At 70.2% G+C, this 24,209-nt stretch carries 21 protein-coding genes; 3 read left to right on the top strand and 18 right to left on the bottom strand.

Annotated features, from left to right (window positions below):
• Positions 1–249: 249 nt before the first annotated feature.
• The 8 genes from IE247_RS32365 to rpsD all read right to left on the bottom strand — a co-directional run bounded on the left by IE247_RS32365 (position 250) and on the right by rpsD (position 8,115).
• The gene (locus tag IE247_RS32365) at positions 250–594 is read right to left on the bottom strand and encodes a hypothetical protein (protein WP_190126931.1); all 345 of its coding nucleotides are present in this window, start codon (positions 592–594) and stop codon (positions 250–252) included.
• A gap of 36 nt (positions 595–630) precedes the next feature.
• On the bottom strand, positions 631–1,503 hold the full coding sequence (locus tag IE247_RS32360) for a shikimate dehydrogenase (RefSeq protein ID WP_190126930.1): 873 nt from the start codon (positions 1,501–1,503) through the stop codon (positions 631–633).
• On the bottom strand, positions 1,487–3,283 hold the full coding sequence (gene mltG / locus IE247_RS32355) for an endolytic transglycosylase MltG (protein ID WP_190126929.1): 1,797 nt from the start codon (positions 3,281–3,283) through the stop codon (positions 1,487–1,489). The genes IE247_RS32360 and mltG overlap by 17 nt, the downstream gene beginning before the upstream one ends.
• A gap of 101 nt (positions 3,284–3,384) precedes the next feature.
• Positions 3,385–3,849, bottom strand: coding sequence for a Holliday junction resolvase RuvX (ruvX, locus tag IE247_RS32350; RefSeq protein WP_190126928.1), 465 nt, complete (start codon positions 3,847–3,849; stop codon positions 3,385–3,387).
• A complete protein-coding gene (gene alaS, locus IE247_RS32345) occupies positions 3,846–6,515 on the bottom strand; it encodes an alanine--tRNA ligase (RefSeq protein WP_190126927.1) in 2,670 nt (889 codons plus the stop codon). Before alaS ends, ruvX begins: the two co-directional genes overlap by 4 nt.
• Positions 6,515–6,850, bottom strand: coding sequence for a DUF6167 family protein (locus tag IE247_RS32340; RefSeq protein WP_190126926.1), 336 nt, complete (start codon positions 6,848–6,850; stop codon positions 6,515–6,517). Before IE247_RS32340 ends, alaS begins: the two co-directional genes overlap by 1 nt.
• A 5-nt stretch (positions 6,851–6,855) precedes the next feature.
• Complete coding sequence (locus IE247_RS32335; RefSeq protein ID WP_190126925.1) at positions 6,856–7,299, bottom strand: DUF948 domain-containing protein; 444 nt, start codon at positions 7,297–7,299, stop codon at positions 6,856–6,858.
• A gap of 201 nt (positions 7,300–7,500) precedes the next feature.
• A complete protein-coding gene (gene rpsD, locus IE247_RS32330; RefSeq protein ID WP_190126924.1) occupies positions 7,501–8,115 on the bottom strand; it encodes a 30S ribosomal protein S4 in 615 nt (204 codons plus the stop codon).
• Between the two features lie 191 nt (positions 8,116–8,306).
• Between rpsD and IE247_RS32325 the strand changes: the two genes are divergently transcribed.
• Positions 8,307–9,008, top strand: coding sequence for a DUF2470 domain-containing protein (locus IE247_RS32325; protein ID WP_190126923.1), 702 nt, complete (start codon positions 8,307–8,309; stop codon positions 9,006–9,008).
• Positions 9,009–9,060: 52 nt separating this feature from the next.
• On the opposite strand, the gene IE247_RS32320 is transcribed toward IE247_RS32325, so the two are convergent.
• The 4 genes from IE247_RS32320 to IE247_RS32305 all read right to left on the bottom strand — a co-directional run bounded on the left by IE247_RS32320 (position 9,061) and on the right by IE247_RS32305 (position 13,411).
• Positions 9,061–10,419 carry a replication-associated recombination protein A gene (locus tag IE247_RS32320; protein ID WP_190126922.1) on the bottom strand — a complete coding sequence of 453 codons (1,359 nt, stop codon included), beginning with the start codon at positions 10,417–10,419 and terminating at the stop codon, positions 9,061–9,063.
• Between the two features lie 100 nt (positions 10,420–10,519).
• A complete protein-coding gene (locus IE247_RS32315) occupies positions 10,520–11,161 on the bottom strand; it encodes a vitamin K epoxide reductase family protein (protein WP_190126921.1) in 642 nt (213 codons plus the stop codon).
• Positions 11,162–11,427: 266 nt separating this feature from the next.
• Complete coding sequence (gene hisS, locus IE247_RS32310; RefSeq protein WP_190126920.1) at positions 11,428–12,690, bottom strand: histidine--tRNA ligase; 1,263 nt, start codon at positions 12,688–12,690, stop codon at positions 11,428–11,430.
• A 13-nt stretch (positions 12,691–12,703) separates the two neighbouring features.
• The gene (locus IE247_RS32305; RefSeq protein ID WP_190126919.1) at positions 12,704–13,411 is read right to left on the bottom strand and encodes an MBL fold metallo-hydrolase; all 708 of its coding nucleotides are present in this window, start codon (positions 13,409–13,411) and stop codon (positions 12,704–12,706) included.
• Positions 13,412–13,594: 183 nt separating this feature from the next.
• Here IE247_RS32305 and IE247_RS32300 point away from each other — a divergent pair, with 183 nt between their 5' ends.
• Both IE247_RS32300 and IE247_RS32295 read left to right on the top strand, forming a co-directional pair.
• Positions 13,595–14,389 carry a peptidylprolyl isomerase gene (locus tag IE247_RS32300; protein ID WP_190126918.1) on the top strand — a complete coding sequence of 265 codons (795 nt, stop codon included), beginning with the start codon at positions 13,595–13,597 and terminating at the stop codon, positions 14,387–14,389.
• Between the two features lie 175 nt (positions 14,390–14,564).
• Positions 14,565–15,794: a DUF349 domain-containing protein gene (locus tag IE247_RS32295; protein WP_190126917.1), complete on the top strand. Its 1,230-nt coding sequence runs from the start codon at positions 14,565–14,567 to the stop codon at positions 15,792–15,794.
• 346 nt (positions 15,795–16,140) lie between these two features.
• Here the strand turns inward: IE247_RS32295 and IE247_RS32290 are convergent, their stop codons facing one another.
• From IE247_RS32290 to ruvB, 6 genes are all read right to left on the bottom strand, one after another.
• Positions 16,141–18,687, bottom strand: a complete 2,547-nt coding sequence (locus tag IE247_RS32290; RefSeq protein WP_190126916.1) for a RelA/SpoT family protein — start codon at positions 18,685–18,687, stop codon at positions 16,141–16,143.
• A gap of 159 nt (positions 18,688–18,846) precedes the next feature.
• Positions 18,847–19,392, bottom strand: coding sequence for an adenine phosphoribosyltransferase (locus IE247_RS32285; protein ID WP_190126915.1), 546 nt, complete (start codon positions 19,390–19,392; stop codon positions 18,847–18,849).
• Entirely contained in the window at positions 19,389–20,519 is a 1,131-nt protein-coding gene (secF, locus tag IE247_RS32280; RefSeq protein ID WP_190126914.1) for a protein translocase subunit SecF, read from the bottom strand. Before secF ends, IE247_RS32285 begins: the two co-directional genes overlap by 4 nt.
• A 1-nt stretch (position 20,520) precedes the next feature.
• Complete coding sequence (secD, locus tag IE247_RS32275) at positions 20,521–22,329, bottom strand: protein translocase subunit SecD (RefSeq protein WP_190126913.1); 1,809 nt, start codon at positions 22,327–22,329, stop codon at positions 20,521–20,523.
• 145 nt (positions 22,330–22,474) lie between these two features.
• Positions 22,475–22,933, bottom strand: coding sequence for a preprotein translocase subunit YajC (yajC, locus tag IE247_RS32270; RefSeq protein ID WP_190126912.1), 459 nt, complete (start codon positions 22,931–22,933; stop codon positions 22,475–22,477).
• Between the two features lie 166 nt (positions 22,934–23,099).
• A complete protein-coding gene (ruvB, locus tag IE247_RS32265; protein ID WP_190126911.1) occupies positions 23,100–24,209 on the bottom strand; it encodes a Holliday junction branch migration DNA helicase RuvB in 1,110 nt (369 codons plus the stop codon).

Here is a 24,209-nt window from a genome sequence, read left to right as displayed (position 1 = left end):
CCAGCGTCGCCACCAGTGCGGGACCGTGGGACTCCCCCGCCGTCAGCCAACGCAACCTGCTCACCAGTGCTCCTCTGTTCGCGCCTCCATGTGCAATGGCGCGACCGGGTGCGCGGCCCTGGCCCGCCGGGGTCGATCCTCCCATGTCCGGCGGGGTGCGCTGGTGCGAGGTCCAGCTGACGGACGTCGGCGGGGCCGTCCGTACCGTCCGTTCCCGCCTCGTCGCGGGGCATATGCCTCGCGGAGATTTCACACCGCTGGAACCTGCCGGTCATGGTGGCCGGGCGGCCGGGCGGGCTCCTGCCGCGACTCGGACTGCGACTCGGGCCGGGGCTCGGGCTGCGGCTTCGGCGCGTACACGCCGAGATAGTCCGAGCCGCGCAGACCGTCGGTCCCGGGGGCCGGGCGCACGGCCCGGGCGGCCCTGCGGGCGGCGAGCCGGCCCCGGAGGGAGTACGCCCAGACTCCGGCGACCAGCAGGCCCGCCGCGCAGAGCACCGGGATCTCCAGCCAGTCCGGGAGGAAGGTCGTGATCACTTCGACCAGGTCGAAGACCTTGCCCACCGCTCCGGCCTGTGGCTGAGCGGTCTCCATCGCGTCCCCCGTCCAGCGTCGCCGACTGCGGTGATCCTAAAGGGATTCGAGGGCCTCTTCACCCGCGTTACGCATCACGGCGAGCGGCGCGGGAGACTTTCCGGTCATCTGCTCCACCTGGAGGACCGCCTGGTGGACCAGGAGGTCCAGTCCGCCGACGACGGCTCCGCCGCGCGCCGACCAGCTCGCGGCGAGCGCGGTGGGCCAGGGGTCGTACAGCACGTCGAAGAGGGTGCCGGGCCGTGCGGGCACCTCGGCCGCGAGGGCGTCGGCGGCCCCGGCGGGGGTGGTGGCGATGATCAGCGGGGCCCGCAGCGCGTCGGCGGCCTTCTCCCAGTCGGCGGTGCGTACGTCGATTCCGAGCCGTTCGCCCCAGCCGCGCATCTCGGCCGCCCGGGCCTCGCTGCGGACATAGGCGGTGACCGGCCCCGAGCAGATCCGGGCGAGCGCCGCCAGCGCGGAGGAGGCGGTCGCCCCGGCGCCGAGGACGGCCGCGGACTCGACCTTGCGCACGCCCCGCTCGGCGAGCGCGGCGATCATGCCGGGGATGTCGGTGTTGTCGCCGAGGCGGCGGCCGTCCTCGGTGAGGACGACCGTGTTGACGGCCTCCACCGACGCGGCGGTGTCGCTGATCCCGTCGAGCAGGGGAATGATCGCCCGCTTGAGCGGCATGGTCAGCGAGAGCCCGGCCCAGGAGGCGTCCAGCCGCTCCACGAAGGACGGGAGGGCCTCCTCGGTCACCTCGAAGCGGCCGTACGACCAGTCGGTGAGGCCCAGCGCCGCGTAGGCGGCGCGGTGCAGTATCGGGGAGAGGGAGTGCTGGATCGGCGAGCCGAGCACCGCGGCCCGGTGCGCGGCGCCCGGACCGTCCCAGGCGTCCCGCTCGGGCCGGTCATCCGACGGCGTCATTGAACTTGTCCTTCAGTTCCTCGAAGTCGTCATGATTCTTGGCGAATTCCGTCTTGTTCATTCCGTCGGTCGCCACGAAATACATCCAGCCGTCTTCCGTCGGCTTGAGTGTGGCCTCCAGCGCCTCCATACCGGGATTCCCGATGGGGCCGGGGGTGAGACCCTCGTGGTAATACGTGTTGTACAGGTCCGGATTGCTGTTGATCTCGGATTCGCTGATCTTGATCTCGCTCTGGCCCCTCAGATAATTGAAGGCAGAGTCGAACTGGATCTTCCGATTGGTCTCGGTGTTGTCGGGCTTGAGGCGGTTGTAGACGACCTCGGCCATCTTCCGGAAGTCGTCGTCGGTCTTGCCCTCGGCCTGCACCAGACTCGCCACCGTGATCAGCTGCCACGGCCCTTCGAGCTTGAGCTTCTTGGCCTGTGCTTCGAGGTCGAGACGGCTGTATTCCTGATTGGCGCGGGAGACCATCTTCCGGAGGACCTTCTCCGGCTTGGTGCCCTTGGCGACCGGATAGCTGGCCGGGAAGAGGAATCCCTCCAGCGGGTCCTTGAGATTCGGATGCCCCATCGCCCAGTCGGGCAGTCCGAGGTTCTTGGCCTGGTCCTGGGCGACCTTCTTGGTGGTGCCCGACTCCAGTCCCAGCTTGGTGTCGATCTGCTCGTACACCCAGACGTTGCGCTTGCCCTCGGGGATGACCAGGGAGTTGCGGCTGCTGGGGCTGAGCATCAGCTTCACCGCGCTCGCCGCGGACATCTCCTTCTTCATCGTGTAGACGCCCGCCTGGATGCTCTTGCCCTGCGGATTGTTCCCCTGCGCGGAGACGAAGGCGTCGACGCTCTTGACGACGCCCTTCTTCTTGAGCAGCTGGCCGATGACGAAGCCGCCGGAGTCCTGGGGGATCTCGACCTGGACGGTGCCGGTGCCCTCGCCCGTGTAGTCGGGGGCCGCGCCGAATTTGCCCTGCCAGAACTGATAGCCGAAGTAGGTGACTCCGCCGAGGCCGCCGACCAGGACCGTGGCGACGACCAGACAGGCGATGCCGTTGCGGCCCTTCTTCTGCTTCTTGGACCGGCCGCCGCCGCGCCCCTCCTTGCCGCCGCCTCCGCCGGACCTGCGGGAGCCGCCCGGCTCGGGTTCCGCGTCGGGAGCGTCGGCCCCGGTGAAGAAGGGGTGCTTCTCGGCCTCCGGCTCCGCGTCCCAGTCGTGCTCGGGCTCGGAGCCGGACTCCGCCCCGGCGGCCGGTTCCGGCCGCGCGGACCGGCGGGCCGGGGGCTCCGGCGGCGGGTACGCCTCGGGCGTCCCGTACGGATCGGGCGTCTCGCCCTGGTACTGGACGCTCTGCGCGGCGGGGTCGTAGGGCAGCCCGGTCTGCTGCGCGGCGTCCCATCCGCCGCCGGCCGCGTACTGGTGCTCCGCGTACTGCTGGTGATAGGGGTCCTGCTGCTGTTCGGCGTACTGCTGAGGCTGCGCCTGCTGCTGCTGTGCCTGGTGCGCCTGCTGCTGCGCCTGGCCCTGGAGCTGGTCGGGCTGCGGCTGGTTTCCGTACTGCTGTTCACCGTAGGAGGGGCTGCCGTAGGGCTGACCGGCGGCGTACTGCTGCTGGTACGGGTCCTGCTGCCCGCCCTCGTACAGCTGCTGGGCCTGCTGCGCCTGCTCGGCCGTGTAGGGGGCGTTCCCGCCGTCCGGGGTCTGGTGACCTGTCCACCCCTGGTCCCCGTACAGCGGGTCCTCCGGATGCCACGGTGCGGGGCCTGAGCCCCGTCCATATTCAGTCATCGTTCCCCAAACAGCCGCGAGGGAGCCGGTCGGTCCACCTCTACGTGGTGCGGCGGCTGTTCGAACGCCGCCACGTCGCGCGGAACGTTACCGTATCGCGATCAGACAACCACTTCGACGGACTCGCCGGGGGGAAGACCTGACGTCCGTTCGGACTCCAGAGCGTTCTGAAGGATCACCACAGCGGCAGCTTGGTCAATCACAGAGCGGCCTTTTCTGGACTTCACGCCCGAGGCCCTCAGCCCCTGGGCCGCCGTTACTGTGGTCATCCTCTCGTCCAGCAGCCGGACCGGCACCGGGGCGACGCCCCGGGCCAGCTCCTGGGCGAACGCGCGGATCTTCAGGGCCGCCGGGCCCTCCCCGCCGCTGAGCGAGCGGGGCAGCCCGACGACGACCTCGACCGGCTCGTACTCCTCGACCAGCGCGCGGAGCCGCCGGTGGGCGGCCGGAACATCGCGCCCCGGCACGGTCTCCACCGGGGTGGCGAGGACCCCGTCGGGGTCGCACGAGGCGACCCCGATCCGGGCGTCCCCGACGTCGAGCGCCAGACGGCGTCCTCGCCTCACGAGTTCTCGGCCACCAGACGCTCCACGGCGGCGATCGCGTCGTCGACGGCCTCGGGGTTCTGGCCGCCGCCCTGGGCGACGTCCGGCTTGCCGCCGCCACCGCCGCCGAGGGTCTTGGCCGCGGCGCGGACCAGCTCGCCGGCCTTGAGGCCGCGCTCGCGCCCGGCCTCGTTGGTGGCGATGACGGTCAGCGGGCGGCCGTTCGCCACGGTGAAGAGCGCGACCACGGCGGGCCGGTCGCCCGGGATGCGGCCGCGGACGTCGAGGACCAGCTTGCGCAGATCGTCGGCGGAGGTCCCGTCGGGCACCTGGCCGGTCACCAGGGCGGTGCCCCGGATGTCACGGGCCCCCTCGGCGAGCCCGGCGGCGGCCTGGAGGACCTTCTCCGCACGGAACCTGTCGATCTCCTTCTCGGCGTCCTTCAGCTTGGCCAGCATGCCGGAGATCTTCTCGGGCAGCTCCTCGGGACGGCCCTTGACCAGCTCCTGGAGCTGGGCGACGACCGTGTGCTCCTTGGCGAGGAAGTTGTACGCGTCGACGCCGACGAGGGCCTCGATACGGCGCACACCGGAGCCGATCGAGGACTCGCCGAGCAGCTTCACCAGGCCCAGCTGGGCGGTGTTGCCGACGTGCGTGCCACCGCACAGCTCCTTGGAGAAGTCGCCGATGGTGACGACCCGCACCCGCTCGCCGTACTTCTCGCCGAACTCGGCGATGGCGCCCTGCTTCTTGGCCTCGTCGATGGACATGACCTCGGCCTGGACGTCCAGCTCCCGGGAGAGCACCTCGTTGATCCGCTGCTCGACATCGGTGAGGACCGTGCCGGGGACGGCGGAGGGCGCGCCGAAGTCGAAGCGGAAGCGGCCGGGCGAGTTCTCCGAACCGGCCTGGGCGGCGGTGGGGCCGAGCGCGTCACGGAGCGCCTGGTGGGTCAGATGGGTGGCGCTGTGGGCGCGGGCGATGGCGCGGCGGCGCTTGGTGTCGATGGAGGCGTAGGCGGAGGCGCCGACGGTGACCTCGCCGACCTGCACCGATCCCTTGTGCACGGAGACGCCGGGCACCGGCTGCTGGACGTCGCGGATCTGGATGACGGCGCCGGAGTCGAGCTTGATGCGGCCCTGGTCGGCGAGCTGGCCGCCGCCCTCGGCGTAGAAGGGGGTGCGGTCGAGGACGATCTCGATCTCGTCGCCCTCGGTGGCGGCGGGCGAGGGCACTCCGTCGACCAGCAGACCGACGACCGTGGTCTCGCCCTCGGTGGAGGTGTAGCCGGTGAACTCGGTGGAGCCGGCGACGTCGGCGACCTCGCGGTAGGCCGAGAGGTCGGCGTGGCCGGTCTTCTTGGCCCGGGCGTCGGCCTTGGCCTTGTCCCGCTGCTCCTTCATCAGACGGCGGAAGCCGTCCTCGTCGACGCTCAGGCCCTGCTCGGAGGCGATCTCCAGGGTGAGGTCGATCGGGAAGCCCCAGGTGTCGTGGAGCAGGAACGCCTTGTCGCCGGCGAGCACCTTGCCGCCGCCGGCCTTGGTGTCGGTGATGGCGGTGTCGAGCACATTGGTGCCGGCGTTGAGGGTCTTGAGGAAGCGGGCCTCCTCGGCCAGCGCGACGGCCTCGATCCGCTTGCGGTCGGTGATCAGCTCGGGGTACTGGACGCCCATGGTGGTGATGACCACGTCGGCCAGCTCGGCGACGACCGGGCCGGTGGCCCCGAGGAGGCGCATATTGCGGATGGCGCGGCGCATGATGCGGCGCAGCACATAGCCGCGGCCCTCGTTGCCGGGGGTGACGCCGTCGCCGATGAGCATCACGGAGGTGCGGATGTGGTCGGCGACCACGCGCAGGGAGACGTCGGAGCCGTGCTCCGCGCCGTACCGCACGCCGGTCAGCTCGGTGGCCTTGTCCATGACGACGCGCAGGGTGTCGGTCTCGTACATGTTCTGTACGCCCTGGAGGATCATGGCGAGGCGTTCGAGACCGAGGCCGGTGTCGATGTTCTTGGAGGGCAGCTCCCCGAGGATCGGGAAGTCCTCCTTGCCCTCGCCCGCACCGCGCTCGTACTGCATGAAGACCAGGTTCCAGATCTCCACATAGCGCTCGTCGTTGACGGCGGGGCCGCCCTCTTCGCCGAACTCGGGACCGCGGTCGTAGTTGATCTCGGAGCAGGGGCCGCAGGGGCCGGGGACGCCCATGGACCAGAAGTTGGGGCCCATGCCCAGGCGCTGGATGCGCTCGGCGGGGACGCCGATGACGTCGCGCCAGATCTGCTCGGCCTCGTCGTCCTCCTTGTAGACCGTGATCCACAGGCGCTCGGGGTCGAGGCCGTAGCCGCCGTCGGCCTGCGAGCTGGTGAGCAGCTCCCAGGCGAACTTGATGGCGCCTTCCTTGAAGTAGTCGCCGAAGGAGAAGTTGCCGCACATCTGGAAGAAGGTGCCGTGGCGGGTGGTCTTGCCGACCTCTTCGATGTCCGGGGTGCGGACGCACTTCTGCACGCTGGTGGCGCGCGGGGCGGGCGGCTTGGCCTCGCCGAGGAAGTAGGGCTTGAAGGGGACCATGCCCGCGGGGACCAGCAGAAGAGTCGGGTCGTCCGCGATGAGCGACGCCGAAGGCACGACGGTGTGCCCGCGCTCCTCGAAGAAGCTCAGCCAGCGGCGGCGGATTTCAGCCGACTCCATCAGTGGTCCTCATTCCGGTTGTACGAGTGGTGGAAGCGCGTGTTTTTGACGGGTGCGGGGCGCCCGATCGCGGGGCGGCGGCGCTGTGCGGGGAGTTCCGGGTCGGGCGGGGCGTTGGTGCCGAGTGCCTCGCCCAACTCCTCCTCGCGCTGGATCATTCCCGCTCTCACGTCGAGCGCGAAGTCCTTGAGCTTGTGACCTGCGTCGATGGCCTTGTTCGCGGCCTGTGCCGCGAGGCTCTCGGGGGTCAGCTGCTGAAGCTTGCGGTTGACCTTGGTGGTGGCCCAGACGCCGGCGGCTGCGCCCGCGGTGAACCAGAAGGTGCGGCGGAACATATGTGTCAGCCCTTCTTGTTCCGTCGGGCGCGCTCGGCGCGGGGCACGGCACGGCCGATGACCACCGTGCGGCGGGGGGATTCCCGTTCGCGCGGGGGCTGCTCGTCCTTGCGGCCCATCGCCCGGCGTACGCCGTATCCGAAGGCGGCGACCTTGACCAGGGGGCCGCCGAAGGTGGAGGCGACGGTCGTGGAGAGCGCGGAGGCGTTGGAGGTGACTTCCTGGACGTCGGTCGCGATCGCGTCGACCCGGTCGAGCTGGGTCTGCGCGGAGCGGACCGTCGCCGAGGCGTCCGACAGCAGCGGGACGGCCTGCTCGGTCACCTCCGCCACGAGCCGGGTGGTCGCCCTGAGCGTCTGCGCCAGCCTCGCCAGCACCACGGCCAGGAAAGAGACCAGGATCGCCCAGAAGACGGCCACCAGGATCCCGGCAACCTCTCCACCGGTCACACCGCACCGCTCTCTGCTTGTCGCCGAATGTCTGAGAAATCGTCTTCCGAGCCTATCGCGCCCGGGGTGCCCGCCCGAACCCGGCGGCGGGTGTCCGGGCCGGGTGAATCGGGGGGTGGAGACGCGAGAGCCCGCCGGCTCCGCCGCCGTGGAACGGCGGGGAGGGGGCGGGCTGAAGCGCGATGGGTACCGCGCCCGGGATCAGCGGGCGTAGTACTCGACGACGAGCTGCTCGTCGCAGATCACGGGGACTTCCTTGCGGTTCGGGTCGCGGTCCAGGCGGAAGGCCAGGGCCTTCAGGTTCACCTGGAGGTAGCGCGGGGTCTCGCCGTCGGCGGCGAAGCCACCCTCGCGGGCGACCTGGAACAGCGTCTTCTCACGCGAGCGCTCGCGGACCATCACGACGTCGTCGGGACGGACGCGGAAGGACGGCTTGTCGACCTTGCCGCCGTTGACCTCGATGTGGCCGTGGACGACCATCTGGCGGGCCTGGTAGATGGTGCGGGCGATGCCCGAACGCAGGACCAGGGCGTCGAGGCGACGCTCAAGCTCGATGACCAGCGCCTCGCCGGTCTTGCCCTCGGCCTTGCGCGCACGGTCGTAGGCGCGGACCATCTGGCGCTCGCTGATGTCGTACTGGGCGCGCAGACGCTGCTTCTCCAGCAGACGGACCTTGTAGTCCGAGTTCTGCTTGCGGCCACGGCCGTGCTCGCCCGGCGGGTAGGGGCGGGCCTCGAAGTACTTGACAGCCTTCGGCGTCAGCGCAATGCCGAGCGCGCGAGACTTCTTGACCTTGGGACGCGACTGGTTAGGCACGTTCTCCAGACCTCCGTTGTAGGTTAGGTTAGGCTCACCTTACTCAAGGAGATCGCATGTCTCGCCCGGGGAACACCAAACGCATCACGGACAGCACAAAAGAAGCCGACGCTGCTCAGCAGAGCGTCGAGGCGACGGAGGTCCGATCAGCTCATGGTCAGCCGCGTCCCAGCGGGCTTGAAATCGATCGGATGCCGTCAGCAGCCGAACGCACACGAACTCTCGTACAGAGTACATGCTCCGCGGTACTGCTCATTCCCGGTGTGGAGACCGTCCGCCCCGACCAGCTGACTCCGCAGGCCCGGGTGGTGGGTCCGGACGGCGAGGTGTTCCTCCTCTTCCCCGCCGACTCCCCCGCCGTGCGGGCGGCCACCCATGCCCAGGACGACGAGCTGGCCGCCGTACTGGAGATCACGGATGTGGCACCGGTGTCGGTACCGCACCGGATCCGGGGCCGGGCCTGGGTCTCCGGGTGGCTCACCTGTGTGCCGGGCCTCGCCGAGCCGGGCGGGATGATGGTCCGGCTGGAGGTGGGAGAGGTGTATGTGGACGATCTGTGGGGCGCGACCGACGTCGAGGCCGAGGACTTCGCCCGCGCCTCGGTGGATCCTCTCGTCGCCCATGAGACGGAGCTGCTCCAGCATCTGCACGCCGCCCACGGCGACCAGCTCCAGGAGCTGTGCGCGCTGCTCGGGGAGCGCGCGGACGCCGCGCTCCAGGAGGACGGCCGGCGGCTGCGGGCGGTGCCGCTGGCGCTGGACCGGTTCGGGCTGCGGGTGCGGTTCGTCGGGAAGCAGTGCTTCGACGCGCGCTTCGACTTCCCCGAGCCGGTACGGGACGTCACCGAGCTGCGCCGGGCGATGCACACCCTCTTCGAGGCGGCCTCGCACTGAGCCCGCGCCCACTGGGCCCGTGCCCGCTGGGCCCGCCCCTCACCCGGCCGGCTCAGACCGCGGGCCCGGATCTGCCGAGCCGCTCCCTGACCTTCTCCACCACGTCCGCGTACCGCGCTTCCGCGCCGTACCGCGTCGGTTCGTAGTACCGCTTGCCGTGGACCGCGTCCGGCGCGTACTGCTGGGCGGCGATCGCGCCCGGCACGTCGTGGGGATAGACATAGCCCTGGGCGTGGCCGAGCTTGGCCGCGCCCTTGTAGTGGCCGTCGCGGAGATGGGCCGGGACCGGGCCCGCCAGACCGGCGCGGACGTCGGCGAGCGCGGCTCCTATCGCCGTGGTCGCCGTGTTCGACTTGGGGGCGAGCGCCAGCGCGATGGTGGCGTGGCTGAGGGTGAGGGCGGCCTCCGGGAATCCGATCATGGCCACGGCCTGGGCCGCGGCCACCGCGGTGGGCAGCGCGGTCGGGTCGGCGAGGCCGATGTCCTCGCTCGCCGAGATCATCAGCCGGCGGGCGATGAACCGGGGGTCCTCCCCCGCCTCGATCATGCGGGCCAGATAGTGCAGCGCGGCGTCGACGTCGGAGCCCCGGATGGATTTGATGAGGGCGCTCGCCACGTCGTAGTGCTGGTCGCCGTCCCGGTCGTAGGTCACCGCGGCGCGGTCGACGGTCTCCTCCACCGAGGCGAGGGAGATCTCCGTCTCCCCCTTGTCGAGAGCCGCGCCCGCCGCGGCCTCCAGGGCCGTCAGCGCCCGCCGGGCGTCGCCGCCGGCGATCCGCAGCAGATGCGTCTCGGCGTCCTTCGCGAGGCCGACGGCGGAGCCGAGGCCCCGCTCCTCGGTGAGCGCCCGGTGCAGCAGCCCCTTGAGGTCCTCGTCGGTCAGCGACTCCAGGGTGAGCAGCAGCGAGCGGGAGAGCAGCGGGGAGATCACCGAGAAGTAGGGGTTCTCGGTGGTGGCGGCGATCAGCGTCACCCAGCGGTTCTCCACGGCGGGGAGCAGGGAGTCCTGCTGGGCCTTGGAGAAGCGGTGGATCTCGTCGAGGAAGAGGACGGTCTCCTTGCCGTATCCCCCGGCGGCGCGGCGGGCGCCGTCGATCACCGTCCTGACCTCCTTGACGCCGGAGGTGATGGCGGACAGCTCGACGAAGCGCTTCTCGGTGGCCTTGGAGACGACGTACGCCAGGGTCGTCTTGCCGATTCCGGGCGGGCCCCAGAGGATCACCGAGGAGGCCCCGGCCGGGCCTGTGCCGCCGCCGACCAGCCGGCGCAGCGGGGAGCCGGGTTTGAGCAGATGCCGCTGGCCGACGACCTCGTCGAGGGTGCGGGGGCGCATCCGGACGGCCAGGGGGCTGCTGGACGGATCCTGCTCCTGGCGCTGTTCGGCTGCGGCGGTGAAAAGATCGGGCTCCACGCTCTGAAGCCTATGCCAGCCCACTGACAACGCCCCCGGCACGGGGCTCGGGGGCGTGCTCGGCGAGAGGCCCCACAAGGGGGCCCGGGGGGCGGGGGGCTCAGCTGGTCCAGAAGTCCCACCAGCGGGTCAGCACGAGCATGCCGATGATGCCGATCCAGAGCACCGGGGGCACCCAGTGGAACTCCAGCAGCGCGCCGCGCGGGCCCTCGGGGAGCTTGATGATCCGGTGCCGGACGTTGTGGACCGTGACGTAGCAGAACATCACGATCGTGGCGACCCAGGCCAGCGAGCACCAGAGACAGAGCGAGTTGATGTTGTACAGCGACTGGTACATCAGCCACATGCAGAACCCGGCGCCGAGGGCGGTGCCGAGGTTCAGTCCCAGCCAGTACCAGCGCTTGTAGCGGGCTCCCGCCAGCAGGCCGACGCCGATGGCGATCACCATCGCGTAGGTCACCAGGCCGAGCATCGGGTTGGGGAACCCGAAGACGGAGGCCTGGTCGCTCTTCATGATGTTGCCGCAGGAGACCACAGGGTTGAGGCTGCATCCCGGGGTGAAGTTCGGGTCCTTCAGCAGCTTGAACTTGTCCAGGGTGATGACCCAGGCGGCCAGCAGTCCGGCGGCGCCCGTGATGATCAGCAGCCAGGCCAGGGAGCGGCTGCCGCCGACCGTGTCCCGCCGGACGCCTCCGTCCACTCGCTCGCCGGAGTCCACGTCGTCTACCGCTGCTGTCGTCATATCGCCGTTCCATTGCTCGATGGCCTGCGGTGGAAGGGCCATTCTGCCGCACCCCTCCCGGCGTCCCAGGTCCCCGAGGCCAGGATGCCCGCCCTCGCACAGCCGGGAAAAGGGCCGGTCGGCGGGGCCGAGGGTCCCGGAAAGGGGGGAGCGGGGCCGGTCGGCGGGGCGAGGGAGGGGAATCGCCCGCCGACCGGAAACCGCCCGCGGCCGTCCGAAAACGAGGGTCACGCGGTGGCATGACCGCGCGGGCGGCGCGTTGACGCTCAGCTCAGCCGGGCGGCGACTTCCGCGACGACGTCCGCGAGCGGGATCGCGTTCTGCTCGCCGGACTCCATGTCCTTGAGCTGGACGACGCCCTCGGCGAGATCACGCTCACCGGCGACGATGGTGTACCGCGCACCGCTGCGGTTCGCGACCTTCATCGCGCCCTTGAGGCCCCGGCCGCCGTAGGCGAAGTCCGTGGCGACGCCCTCCTTGCGGAGCCTGGTCACCACGCCGAACAGCACCCGGCGCGCCTCCTCGCCCAGCGGGACCGCGAAGACGCTGGTGGACGCGGGGATCTCCAGCTCGACGCCCTCGGCGCGCAGTGCGAGAACCGTGCGGTCCACACCGAGCGCCCAGCCGACCGACGGCAGCGCCGGGCCGCCGAGCATCTCGGACAGACCGTCGTAACGGCCGCCGCCGCCCACCGCGGACTGGGAGCCGAGACCGTCGTGGACGAACTCGAACGTCGTCCGTGTGTAGTAGTCCAGACCGCGCACCAGCTTCTCGTCGTCCTCGAAGACGACGCCCGCCCCGGTCAGCAGGGCGCGCACCTCATCGTGGTACGCCCGGCACGCCTCGCACAGGTAGTCGCGCAGCGACGGCGCGCCCACCAGCTGCTTCTGGACCTCGGAGCGCTTGTCGTCGAGGACGCGCAGCGGGTTGATCTCGATCCGGCGGCGGGTCTCCTCGTCGAGGTCGAGACCGCGCAGAAAGCCCTGGAGCGCCTCGCGGTAGACGGGACGGCACTCCTGGTCGCCCAGCGAGTTCAGCAGGATCCGGAACTGGCGCAGCCCCAGCGAGCGGTAGGCCTGGTCCGCCAGGATGATCAGTTCGGCGTCGAGCGCGGGGTCCTCGGCTCCGATCGCCTCGGCTCCCACCTGGGAGAAGTGGCGGTAGCGGCCCTTCTGCGGCTTCTCGTAGCGGTAGTACGAGCCGGAGTACCAGAGCTTGACGGGCAGCACGCCCTGCTTGTGGAGGTTGGCCTCCAGGGCGGCGCGGAGTACGGAGGCGGTGCCCTCGGGGCGCAGGGCGAGCTTGCTGCCGCCCTTGGTCTCGAAGGCGTACATCTCCTTGCTCACGATGTCGGTGGACTCGCCGACGCCGCGGGCGAACAGCTCGACGCTTTCAAAACCGGGCGTCTCGACATAGCCGTACCCGGAGTTCTTCAGCGGCTCCGCGATCGCCTCCCGGACGGCCAGATAGGTCGCCGAGTCGGGCGGCAGCAGGTCATAGGTGCCCCGGGGGGCCTGAAAGGTGCTCACAGCGATTCTCTCGTCACATTCCTCGTCGGGGAGCGTCCGTGCTCCCGAGGCCGGCGGCGACGTCCCTGAGATAGGGATTGGTCGTGCGCTCGCGGCCGATGGTCGTCTGGGGACCGTGTCCCGACAGCACCACGGTCGAGTCGTCCAGCGGCAGGCACACGCGTGCCAGCGACCGGAGGATCTCGGCGTGGTCGCCGCCGGGCAGGTCGGTGCGTCCGATGGAGCCGGCGAAGAGCAGGTCGCCCGAGAAGAAGACCGGCGGCACATCGCCGCCCTCGGGCATCCCGAACGTCACCGACCCCTTGGTATGGCCGGGCGCGTGCGACACGGTCAGCTCCAGACCGGCCAGGCTGAGCCGAGCGCCGTCGGTCAGCTCGTGCACGTCGGACGGCTCCCCCACGGTCAGCTCGCCCATGAGCTGCGTACCCAGGGAGCGGCCGAGTGCCTTCTCCGGGTCGCTCATCATGTACCGGTCGGCGGGGTGGATCCACGCGGGCACGTCATGGGCGCCGCAGACGGGCACCACCGAGGCGACATGATCGATGTGGCCGTGGGTCAGCACCACGGCGACGGGCTTGAGCCGGTGCTTCCGGACCGCTTCGGCGACGCCGTCGGCGGCCTGATGGCCCGGGTCGATGATCACGCACTCCTCACCCGCGGCGGGGGCGACCAGATAACAATTGGTCCCCCAGGCCCCGGCGGGGAACCCGGCAATTAGCACGTTCGTCCTCGGATGTGGTTGCGGAGAGTGGCGGGGAAGGGACGGTCTCTGTCCCGCGATTACGGCAGAGCCCTGAATTCCAGCAGATCAGAGCCTACCGGCGCTGCTCCCTCCACAGCCAACCCGTATACGGTACGGGCACACGCCACTCAAGGACACAGCGGAACAGAGGGAGAAGACCCGGTGGTCAGCAGCGATCAGCGGCGGCGGCAGCTCGCCCGAGAGAAGTTCGAGCGCCAGCACCAGCGCCGGATGCAGTCCCGCAAGAGGAAGCAGCGGAACCAGGTGATCGCCGCGGCGGTCGCCATGGTCCTGGCTGCGGCAGGGGCCGCCTTCGCGACCGGAGCGTTCTCCGACGACGGCAAGGACAAGGACAAGGTCACCCAGGCCGGCAAGGCCAGTGAGTCCCCCGCGCCCACCCCCTCCGAGGCCAAGAGCCCCGAGCCCGCCATGTCGATCGACAAGAAGGCGGCGTACTCGATGAAGCTCACCACGAACCGGGGGCCGGTGAACATCGCGATGGAGGCGTCGAAGACGCCTCGCACCGTGAACTCCTTCAACGCTCTCGCGGGCAAGGGCTACTTCGACGGGACCAAGTGTCACCGGCTGACCACGGACGGCATCTTCGTCCTTCAGTGCGGCGACCCCAAGGGCGACGGATCCGGCGGCCCCGGCTACAACATCCCGGACGAGAATCTGAGCGGTCTGGGCAAGCCGGGCGGCGACGGGACGGTGACCTTCCCCGCGGGGACGGTGGCGATGGCCAACACCAGCCAGCCCAACACCGGCGGCAGCCAGTTCTTCCTGGTCTACAAGGAGACGAAACTGCCTCCCAGCTACACGCCGTTCGGGAAGATGGACGCCGCCTCCCTGAAGACGGTGGAGAAGATCGCGAAGGCCGGAGTCACCGGTGGCGGGGCGGACGGGCCCCCGAAGAACGCGGTCACCGTCGAGAAGGCGACCGTCACCAAGAGGTGACGGCCGGCGGGCCGGCGGGCGGGGCCGGGGAATTTCGGCCGCGCGGAGTGCGGACAGGCGGGCGACCGGTCGCCTAGATTGGCGTTGTGCAGGGCGGGCGCGGCCCGCCCCCAGGAAACTGTGGACGATGCCCGGGGGGCGAGACCCTTCACGGGCATCAGGTGGAGGAGGCGCTGTGAGCAGCGACCCGTGGGGCCGTGTCGATGAGACGGGCACCGTGTACGTGCGTACAGCCGATGGCGAGAAGGTCGTCGGATCGTGGCAGGCCGGAACTCCCGAGGAGGCTCTGGCCTATTTCGAGCGCAAGTACGAGGGCTTGGTGGTCGAGATCGGCCTCCTCGAACGGCGGGTGAAGACCACCGACCTCTCGGCGAAGGACGCCCAGGCCGCCATCGACCACTTGCGTCAGCAGGTGGACGAGCATCACGCGGTGGGCGACCTCGAAGCGCTGGCCAAGCGGCTGAGCGCGCTGGTCGAGTCGGTCGACAAGCGGCGCGAGGAGCGCAAGGTCCAGCGGGCCAAGCAGCACGACGAGGCGCGCACGGCCAAGGAGACCCTGGTCACCGAGGCCGAGGAGCTGGCCCAGAGCGAGCAGTGGCGGTCGGCGGGCGAGCGGCTCCGGGCGCTGGTGGACACCTGGAAGGGGCTGCCCCGGCTGGACCGCAAGTCGGACGACGAGCTGTGGCACCGGTTCTCGCACGCGCGCTCGGCGTTCTCCAAGCGCCGCAAGGCGCACTTCGCGTCGCTGGACGCCCAGCGTGAGGACGCCCGCAAGATCAAGGAGCGGCTGGTCGCCGAGGCGGAGTCGCTCTCCGGGTCCACCGACTGGGGTGTCACGGCCGCCCGCTACCGCGACCTGATGGCGGAGTGGAAGGCCGCCGGCCGGGCGCAGCGGGATGCCGAGGACGATCTGTGGAACCGTTTCCGCGGTGCGCAGGACGTCTTCTTCGCCGCGCGCAGCGGGGTGTTCGCCGAGCGGGACGCCGAGCAGGCGGAGAATCTGACCCTGAAGGAAGAGCTGGCCACCGAGGCGGAGAAGCTGGTGCCGGTGACGGATCTGAAGGCCGCCCGGGCCGCCTTCCGCTCCCTCAACGAGCGCTGGGAGGCCGTCGGGCATGTGCCCCGGGACGCCCGTCCCAAGGTCGAGGGCCGGATGCACGCCGTGGAGCGCGCCATTCAGGAGTCCGAGGAGAACGAGTGGCGCCGGACCAACCCCGAGGCGCGGGCGCGTGCGGCGGGGCTGACCGGGCAGCTCCAGGCCGCCGTGGACAAGCTGCGCGGGCAGGTGGACGCCGCCCGGGCCGCGGGGAACAACGCGAAGGCGGACAAGCTCGCGAAGGAGCTTGAGGGGCGGCAGGCGCTGCTGGACCAGGCTCTGAAGGGGCTGGAGGAGTTCGGCGGGTAGGCGGCTGGCGCCGCTGTTGGCCGGTGAGGGGCTCCGTACCTGCGTGGTACGGGGCCCCTTGGTGTTGGGCCCGGTCGCTCGGGCCTCTTGCGTCTGCGGCTCTCTGGGGGGGGCAGGGTCCGTCCTCAATCTCCCCCTGGCTTCGCCGGTGGGGGTACCTCCGGCGCAGCCAGGGGGAGTGCCCCCGGACGGGCTGGGTTAACGGACCTGGGCCCGTTCCTTCAGTGTCGCCACAAGGGCTTCAGGGTCCGTCCTCAAACGCCGGACGGGCTGAAATTGGCGTGACCGGGCAAGACCGGCTGAAGTCCAGCCAGTCCGGAAGCACGGGAGAAGTGTGAGGACGGGGTCAGGGGCGGCGGGCGGAGGTGACGCGGTAGACGTCGTAGACGCCTTCGACGCCGCGGACGGCTTTGAGGACGTGGCCGAGGTGTTTGGGGTCGCCCATCTCGAAGGTGAAGCGGGAGGTGGCGACGCGGTCGCGGGAGGTCTGGACGGCGGCGGAGAGGATGTTGACGTGCTGGTCGGAGAGGACGCGGGTGACGTCGGAGAGGAGTCGTGAGCGGTCCAGCGCCTCGACCTGTATGGCGACGAGGAAGACGGAGGACTGGGTCGGGGCCCACTCGACGTCGAGGATGCGCTCGGGCTGCTGTGAGAGCGAGTCGACGTTGACGCAGTCCGCCCGGTGCACCGAGACCCCGCTGCCCCGGGTGACGAAGCCGATGATGGGATCGCCCGGCACCGGCGTACAGCAGCGGGCGAGCTTGACCCAGACATCGTCGACGCCCTTGACGACCACTCCGGGGTCGGCGTTGGAGCGGCGCTTCTTGCCGCGCCCGGTGGAGGGCAGGGCGTCTTCGGCGATGTCCTCGTTGGCCGCCTCCTCGCCGCCGAGCGCCTGCACGAGCTTCTGGACGACGCCCTGCGCGGCGACATGGCCCTCGCCGATCGCCGCGTACAGCGAGGAGATGTCGGGGTAGCGCATCTCATGGGCGAGGGTGACCAGGGAATCGCCGGTCAGGATCCGCTGGATGGGCAGATTCTGCTTGCGCATGGCGCGCGCGATGGAGTCCTTGCCCTGTTCGATCGCCTCGTCGCGGCGCTCCTTGGAGAACCAGGCGCGGATCTTGTTGCGGGCACGGGGTGATTTGACGAAGCCCAGCCAGTCGCGGGACGGGCCCGCGCCCTCGGCCTTGGAGGTGAAGACCTCCACCAGGTCGCCGTTGTCCAGGGTCGACTCCAGCGGTACGAGCCGCCCGTTGACCCGGGCTCCTATGGTCCGGTGGCCGACCTCGGTGTGGACGGCGTAGGCGAAGTCGACCGGGGTCGCGCCCGCCGGAAGCGCTATGACATCGCCCTTGGGCGTGAAGACGAAGACCTCGTTGCGGGAGAGGTCGAAGCGCAGGGACTCCAGGAACTCCGAGGGGTCCTCGGTCTCCTTCTGCCAGTCGAGGAGCTGGCGCAGCCACGCCATGTCGTTGATGTGGTCGTCCTTGCCGGCCTTCTTGGGCACGTCGGTGCGGACCTTGGAGGCCCCGGCGGACGGTTCCTGCTTGTACTTCCAGTGCGCGGCGATGCCGTACTCGGCGCGGCGGTGCATGTCGAAGGTGCGGATCTGGAGTTCGACGGGCTTGCCGTTGGGGCCGATGACCGTCGTGTGCAGCGACTGGTACATGTTGAACTTCGGCATGGCGATGTAGTCCTTGAACCGGCCGGGGACCGGATTCCATCGCGCGTGCACGGTGCCGAGCGCCGCGTAGCAGTCGCGGACGGTGTCCACGAGCACCCGGATGCCGACCAGGTCGTAGATCTCCGCGAAGTCACGGCCTCGGACGATCATCTTCTGGTAGACGCTGTAGTAGTGCTTGGGGCGTCCGGTGACGGTGGCCTTGATCCGGGCGGAGCGCAGATCGGACTGGACCTCGTCGGTCACTATGGCGAGGTACTCGTCCCGCTTGGGGGCGCGCTCGGCGACCAGCCGCACGATCTCGTCGTACATCTTGGGGTAGAGGATCGCGAAGGCGAGGTCCTCCAGCTCCCACTTGATCGTGTTCATGCCCAGCCGATGGGCGAGCGGGGCGTAGATCTCCAGCGTCTCGCGGGCCTTCTTCTCCTGCTTCTCCCGCTTGAGGTAGCGCATGGTGCGCATGTTGTGGAGGCGGTCGGCGAGCTTGATGACCAGGACCCGGGGGTCCTTGGCCATGGCGACGACCATCTTGCGCACGGTCTCGGCCTGCGCGGCCTCACCGAACTTGACCTTGTCCAGCTTGGTGACGCCGTCGACGAGCAGGGCGACCTGGTCGCCGAAGTCGCGGCGGAGGGTGTCGAGGCCGTACTCGGTGTCCTCGACGGTGTCGTGCAGCAGCCCGGCCATCAGGGTCGCCGGGTCCATGCCCAGCTCGGCGAGGATGGTGGTGACGGCGAGCGGATGGGTGATGTAAGGGTCGCCGCTCTTGCGCTTCTGGCCCCGGTGCCAGCGCTCGGCGACCTGGTAGGAGCGTTCGATCTGGCGGAGCGTGGAGGTCTCGATCTTGGGATCGTTGCTGCGCACTATCCGCAGCAGCGGTTCGAGCACGGGGTTGTACGGGGACGAGCGCTGCACGCCGAGACGGGCGAGGCGGGCGCGGACCCGGTTGGAGGAGGCCGTTCCGCGCGGTGTGGGGGCCGGTGCGGGCCGGGGGGCCGCGGTGGCCGGGGGCTTGGACGCGGTGGCCCCGGAGGGCTTCACAGGGGGCTTGACGGCCGATACGGGGCTCGCGCCGCTCGCCGCCCGGTCGGGCGCGGGCCGCGCGGATGCGCCGGAGGGCTTGTCGGCGGGCGCGGCAGGGGCTGCCGCGGCCTCGTCGGCCTTCCGGTCGGGCTGCGCGGCGGTGGCGGGACGGACCTCGTCTGGCAAGAGCGCTCCTCGTGCGGTTCCGGTCCCCCGGTTCAGGTCCGGAAAGGCCATGGTATCGACCTCGGTGTTCCGGTGCCCCAGCGGATGAAACAGACCTCTGGGGTCCCAGGCTTCCCGGGACCCCAGAGGTCGTGTCGTTTCCGCCGCGGCGGAAAGGCGTCAGAGGGAGAGCAGCGCCTCCAGCGGCGCCCCGCGCAGCGCGGGCTCCAGACGGGCACGGCCGCCGAGGAAGCCCAGCTCCATCAGGACCGCGACGCCCGCGACCTGCGCGCCGCCGCGCCGGATCAGCTCTATCGCGGCCCCGGCGGTGCCACCGGTGGCCAGGACGTCGTCGACGACCATGACCCGGTCGTCCGGGGCGAGGTCCTCGGCGTGGATCTCGATCTCGGCGGTGCCGTACTCCAGCTCGTACGCCTGGGAGAGCGTCGCTCCGGGGAGCTTGCCCGCCTTGCGTACGGGGATGAAGCCCAGGCCCGCGCGGACCGCGACCGGCGCGCCCAGGATGAAGCCCCGGGCCTCCAGGCCGACGATCTTCGTCGCGCCGTGACGGGCGCACAGCTCGGCGAGCGCGTCGGTCAGCTCGGCGAAGGCCGACGGGTCCGCGAGCAGGGGGGTGATGTCCTTGAACACCACTCCCCGCTGCGGATAGTCGTGGACGTCGCGGATGCGGCTGAGCAGCAGCTCCTGACGGGCGGCGGCGGTCATCGGCGCCGGCCCGAGGAGCGGCCGCGGCCCCGGTCGTTCCGGGGGGACACGACGGCGCCGGCGCCCGCGGGGGCGACATCGCCGGGCAGGGCGTCCTCGTACTCGCCGGACTCGTCGTACTGGTCGGAGTCCTCTCCGTCCGGGGACTCGCCCCGGGCGGCGGCGGCCTCGCGCTTGGCGAGGATCCGCTTCTTCAGGGCCTTCATCTGCGGGTCGCGTTCCTTGAGGTCGGCGACGAGCGGTGTGGCGATGAAGATCGAGGAGTACGCGCCGGCCGCGAGGCCGACGAAGAGCGACAGCGAGATGTCGTTCAGCATGCCCGCGCCGAGGAAGCCGCCGCCGATGAAGAGCAGACCGGCGACCGGGAGCAGGGCGACCACGGTGGTGTTGATGGAGCGCACCAGTGTGGCGTTGAGGCTGCGGTTGGCCAGCTCGCTGTAGGTGAATCTGGTCTGCTTGGTGATCCCGACCGCGCCCTCCTTGAGACCGTCGAAGACGACGACGGTGTCGTAGAGGGAGTAGCCGAGGATGGTGAGCAGACCGATCACCGTGCCCGGGGTGACCTCGAAGCCGACCAGCGCGTACACACCGACGGTGATCGTGAGGTCGTGGATGAGGGCGATCAGCGCCGCGACGGCCATGCGCCACTCGAAGGCGATGGCCAGATAGATCACCACCAAGATCATGAACACGGCGAGGCCGGTCCAGGCCTTATTGGCGATCTGCTCGCCCCAGCTGGGACCCACCAGCTCGGAGTTGATCTTGTCGGGGTCCATCTTCATGTCCTGGGCCAGCTGGATCTTGGCCTTGCTGGCAGCGGCGGTGTCCAGGTCGCTGACCTGGATGCGCAGGGTGTCGTTGCCGAGCTTCTGGACGATGGCGATATGACCCGAGGCCTCCTCCGCGTACTCCGTGGCCTGGGCCACCGAGACGCTGGTCTTCGGGGTGGTGAAGACCGCGCCGCCCTTGAACTCGATGCCCATGTTGAGGCCCCGGACCGCCAGGCCGACGATGGCCGTGATGGTGATCAGGATCGAGACGGCGTACCAGAACTTGCGCTTGGCGACGAAGTCGTAGCCGATCTCGCCGCGGTAGAGCCGGGCGCCAATGGTGCCGAGACGCGACATCTCACGCCTCCTTCGGGGCGGTGGGGACGGCGGACGTGCGGCGCGAGCGGCGCAGTGGAGGCTTGGCGCCGAGACGCTGGGGGTCGAGTCCGGACCAGGGGCGACCGCTGGAGAAGAACTTCGTACGGGCGGCGAGCGTCATCAGCGGCTTGGTGAAGAAGAACACCACGACCACGTCGAGCAGGGTGGTCAGACCGAGGGTGAAGGCGAAGCCCTGGACCTTGCCGACGGTGACGACGAAGAGCACCGCGGCGGCGAGGAAGGAGACGAAGTCCGAGACCAGGATGGTGCGCCGGGCGCGCGGCCAGGCGCGCTCGACGGCCGGACGCAGGGTGCGGCCCTCGCGGATCTCGTCCCTGACCCGTTCGAAGTAGACGATGAACGAGTCCGCCGTGATACCGATCGCGACGATCGCGCCACAGACCGCGGGCAGGTTCAGCGCGAAGCCGATGGCCGGGCCGAGCAGCGACATCAGCGCGTAGGTGAGCAGGGCGGAGGCCAGCAGGCTCAGCAGGGCGATCAGCGCGAGGCCCCGGTAGTAGACCACCAGGTAGATCACGACCAGCGCGAGGCCGATCGCGCCGGCGATGAGACCGGCCTTGAGCTGCTCGTCGCCGAGGGCGGCGCTGACGGTGGTGACGCTCTCCTCGGAGAAGGTCAGCGGCAGCGCGCCGTAGGAGAGCATGTTGCCCAGTTCCTGGGCCGAGTCCTGGTTGAAGTTTCCGGAGATCTCGGCGTTGGCGCTCAGCGTCTGGTTGACCTGCGGGGCCGACATGACCTCGCCGTCGAGGACGATGGCGAACTGGTTCTGCGGCGACTGCTGCTGCGAGAGCTTGCTGGTGATCTTCTGGAACTTCTTCGCGCCGGAGCTGGTGAAGTCCATGGTGACGATCCACATGCCGCGCTGCTGGTCCAGCTGGCCCTTGGCGTCGTCGACGTCCTTGCCGTCCACCTCGGCGGGGCCGAGGATGTACTTCTCCCACTGGCCGGCGCTGTTCTTGCCACAGGCGACGGCGGTCTTCTCGGGGCGGGTGGTGTCGCTGAGAGCGGTGCGGGCCTTCTCGTCCTGGCAGTTCAGAGCGGTGAACTGCTTCTCCAGGGCGGTCATCTCGGCGGAGGCGGCGGGGTCGGCCGCCGGGGACTCGGGCGCCTTGGACGACTCGGCGGCCTTCGGGGAGCCGGTGGGGTCCGCCGCCGGGGCCCTGAGGGCTTCCGTGACGGCACGGCCCTGGGTGGTGGGGCTGTCGCTGGGCTCTCCGGCCGACGAGGAGGCCTTGTCGGCGTCGTCGGCCTTCTTGCCGTCGGTCGCCTTCTCGGTGTCCTTGTCGGACTTGGCGTCCTTGTCGGAGGCGCCCTTGCCGGACTCGGAGGCGCTCGGCTTGGGCTCCGGGGTCACCCCGCCCGCGGCGACGGTCAGCACCGGACGGAAGTAGAGCTGGGCGGTGGTGCCGACCTGCTTACGGGCCTGCTCCGAGTCCGTCCCCTTGGGGATGTTGACGATGATGTGCTCGCGGCCCTGGGTCTGGACCTCAGCCTCGGAGACACCGAGACCATTGACACGGCGTTCGATGATGCCGACCGCGGTGTTCATATTGGTCTCATTGACCGCGCTCTCCTTGCCGGGCTCCGCCTTGGCCTTGAGCGTGATCGTGGTACCGCCCGCGAGGTCGATGCCCAGGCGCGGCGTGGTGTCCCCGGTCGCGAACATCCCGCCGGTCAGCGCGACCATGGCGATCAGGATCAGAACCAGGGTGCGACCTGGCTTCCCCTGACCCCCCGCGGGCCTTCGGCCCCTGTTCGGTGCTGCCACCTTTTCGTTTCTCCCTGTCCAACCGCCCCGCGCCGGGTGTGCGCCGGAGCGGCCACGAAGTGTTGTGGGGACCTGCCCCCGCAGAAGTCAACACGACCGGGGGACCGCCCGGCACCGGTGGTGCCGCCGCGGTCCCCGAATCCGGCTACTTGTCGCCGTCGGACTTGCCGTCCTTGGTCTCCGCGGCGTCGCCGTCCTGGGCCGCGTCCGTCTCGGGCTTCTTGCCGAGGTCGATCTTGGGCGCTTCGGAGCCGGAGCCGGAGTCGGCGGAGTCGGTCAGCGAGGACGCGTCGTCGGGCACGACCGGGGTCTCGTCGGCGGTGTCGCCGTGCACGATGCGGTTGTACTCCTCATCGTCGAGGACCGCGCCGATGGCGTTCTTCGCGTAGACGGCGTGGACGCCGGGAGCGATCTCAAGGTGCACGTTGTCGTCGTGAACCTCCTTGACGGTGGCGTACATGCCCCCGATCGTGCGCACTCCGGTGCCGATCTGCATCGAGTCGCGCATCGCTGCGGCCTGCTGCTGCTTCTTCTTGGCGGACCGGGTCATCAGGAACATGGCCCCGATGAGCACGACGAAGGGGAGGAGGGTCACGAGGTTCACGGGAAGAGACTTCCTTCACACGACCGCGTCGACGAGGCGGCCTGATCTACGGGGGTGGGTACGCCGACCCGGAAGGTCGGCATCGGCGGAGTCTAAGCGAGTCCGCATCATTGGAACAACGCCCAGCATCGCACCACGGTTCCCTCCTCCGGGAGTCTCCGCGCCGTCACACCCCGAACAAGCCGGGCCGTCCGAGCTGCCCGGGGGCCTGCCCGGGCGTCTGCTGCGGAGGGGTGAGCCCGAGGTGGGCCCAGGCGGCGGGGGTGGCGACCCGGCCCCTGGGGGTCCTGGCGAGCAGGCCCTCCCGTACGAGAAAGGGCTCAGCGACCTCCTCGACCGTCTCACGCTCCTCCCCCACCGCCACAGCGAGGGTGGAGAGCCCCACCGGGCCGCCGCCGAACAGCTTGAGCAGGGCCTGGAGCACCGCGCGGTCCAGCCGGTCCAGACCCCGGTCGTCCACCTCGTAGACCCTCAGGGCCGCCCCGGCCACCTCGCGGGTGATCACTCCGTCGGCCTTGACCTGTGCGTAGTCCCGGACCCGGCGCAGCAGCCGGTTGGCGATACGGGGGGTGCCCCGGGAGCGCCCGGCGATCTCGGCGGCGCCCGCGGTCTCGATCTCCAGGTCGAGCAGCTGGGCGGAGCGGTGGATGACGCGCTCCAGCTCGGCGGGGTCGTAGAACTCCATGTGGGCGGTGAAGCCGAAGCGGTCGCGGAGCGGGGGCGGCAGCAGCCCGGCCCGAGTGGTGGCCCCGACCAGGGTGAAGGGGGGCAGCTCCAGGGGGATGGCGGTGGCTCCGGGGCCCTTGCCGACGATCACATCGACGCGGAAGTCCTCCATGGCCATGTAGAGCATTTCCTCGGCGGGCCGGGACATCCGGTGGATCTCGTCGAGGAAGAGGACTTCACCCTCATGGAGGGAGGAGAGAATCGCGGCGAGGTCACCCGCGTGCTGGATGGCGGGGCCCGATGTGATGCGGATCGGGGCCTGCATCTCGGCGGCGATGATCATCGAGAGGGTGGTCTTGCCGAGCCCGGGAGCGCCGGAGAGCAGGACGTGATCGGCGGTCGCGCCACGGGCGCGGGCCGCCGTGAGAACGAGGTCGAGCTGCTCGCGGACGCGCTCCTGGCCCACGAACTCACCCAGCGACTTGGGGCGCAGCGCCGCCTCGACGGCCTGATCCTCGCCGTCGGCCGAGGCTCCCACGATCCGCCCGTCGGCGGTGAGGGGGGCGGCCGCGGGGCCGGGGGCGGTGTCGGTGTCGTCGTCCCAGTTCAC

This window comes from Streptomyces inusitatus (assembly GCF_014651115.1).
Classification (GTDB): domain Bacteria; phylum Actinomycetota; class Actinomycetes; order Streptomycetales; family Streptomycetaceae; genus Streptomyces; species Streptomyces amakusaensis.
This window is presented reverse-complemented; position numbering and strand designations above follow the sequence as displayed.

Coding starts and splice junctions, on each gene's coding strand:
- IE247_RS32315 (WP_190126921.1), bottom strand. CDS start 11,161: ATGACGACAGCAGCGGTAGACGACGTGGACTCCGGCGAGCGAGTGGAC.
- IE247_RS32285 (WP_190126915.1), bottom strand. CDS start 19,392: ATGACCGCCGCCGCCCGTCAGGAGCTGCTGCTCAGCCGCATCCGCGAC.
- alaS (WP_190126927.1), bottom strand. CDS start 6,515: ATGGAGTCGGCTGAAATCCGCCGCCGCTGGCTGAGCTTCTTCGAGGAG.
- mltG (WP_190126929.1), bottom strand. CDS start 3,283: ATGACTGAATATGGACGGGGCTCAGGCCCCGCACCGTGGCATCCGGAG.
- IE247_RS32360 (WP_190126930.1), bottom strand. CDS start 1,503: ATGACGCCGTCGGATGACCGGCCCGAGCGGGACGCCTGGGACGGTCCG.
- IE247_RS32365 (WP_190126931.1), bottom strand. CDS start 594: ATGGAGACCGCTCAGCCACAGGCCGGAGCGGTGGGCAAGGTCTTCGAC.
- secF (WP_190126914.1), bottom strand. CDS start 20,519: ATGTCGCGTCTCGGCACCATTGGCGCCCGGCTCTACCGCGGCGAGATC.
- IE247_RS32325 (WP_190126923.1), top strand. CDS start 8,307: ATGCCGTCAGCAGCCGAACGCACACGAACTCTCGTACAGAGTACATGC.
- IE247_RS32340 (WP_190126926.1), bottom strand. CDS start 6,850: ATGTTCCGCCGCACCTTCTGGTTCACCGCGGGCGCAGCCGCCGGCGTC.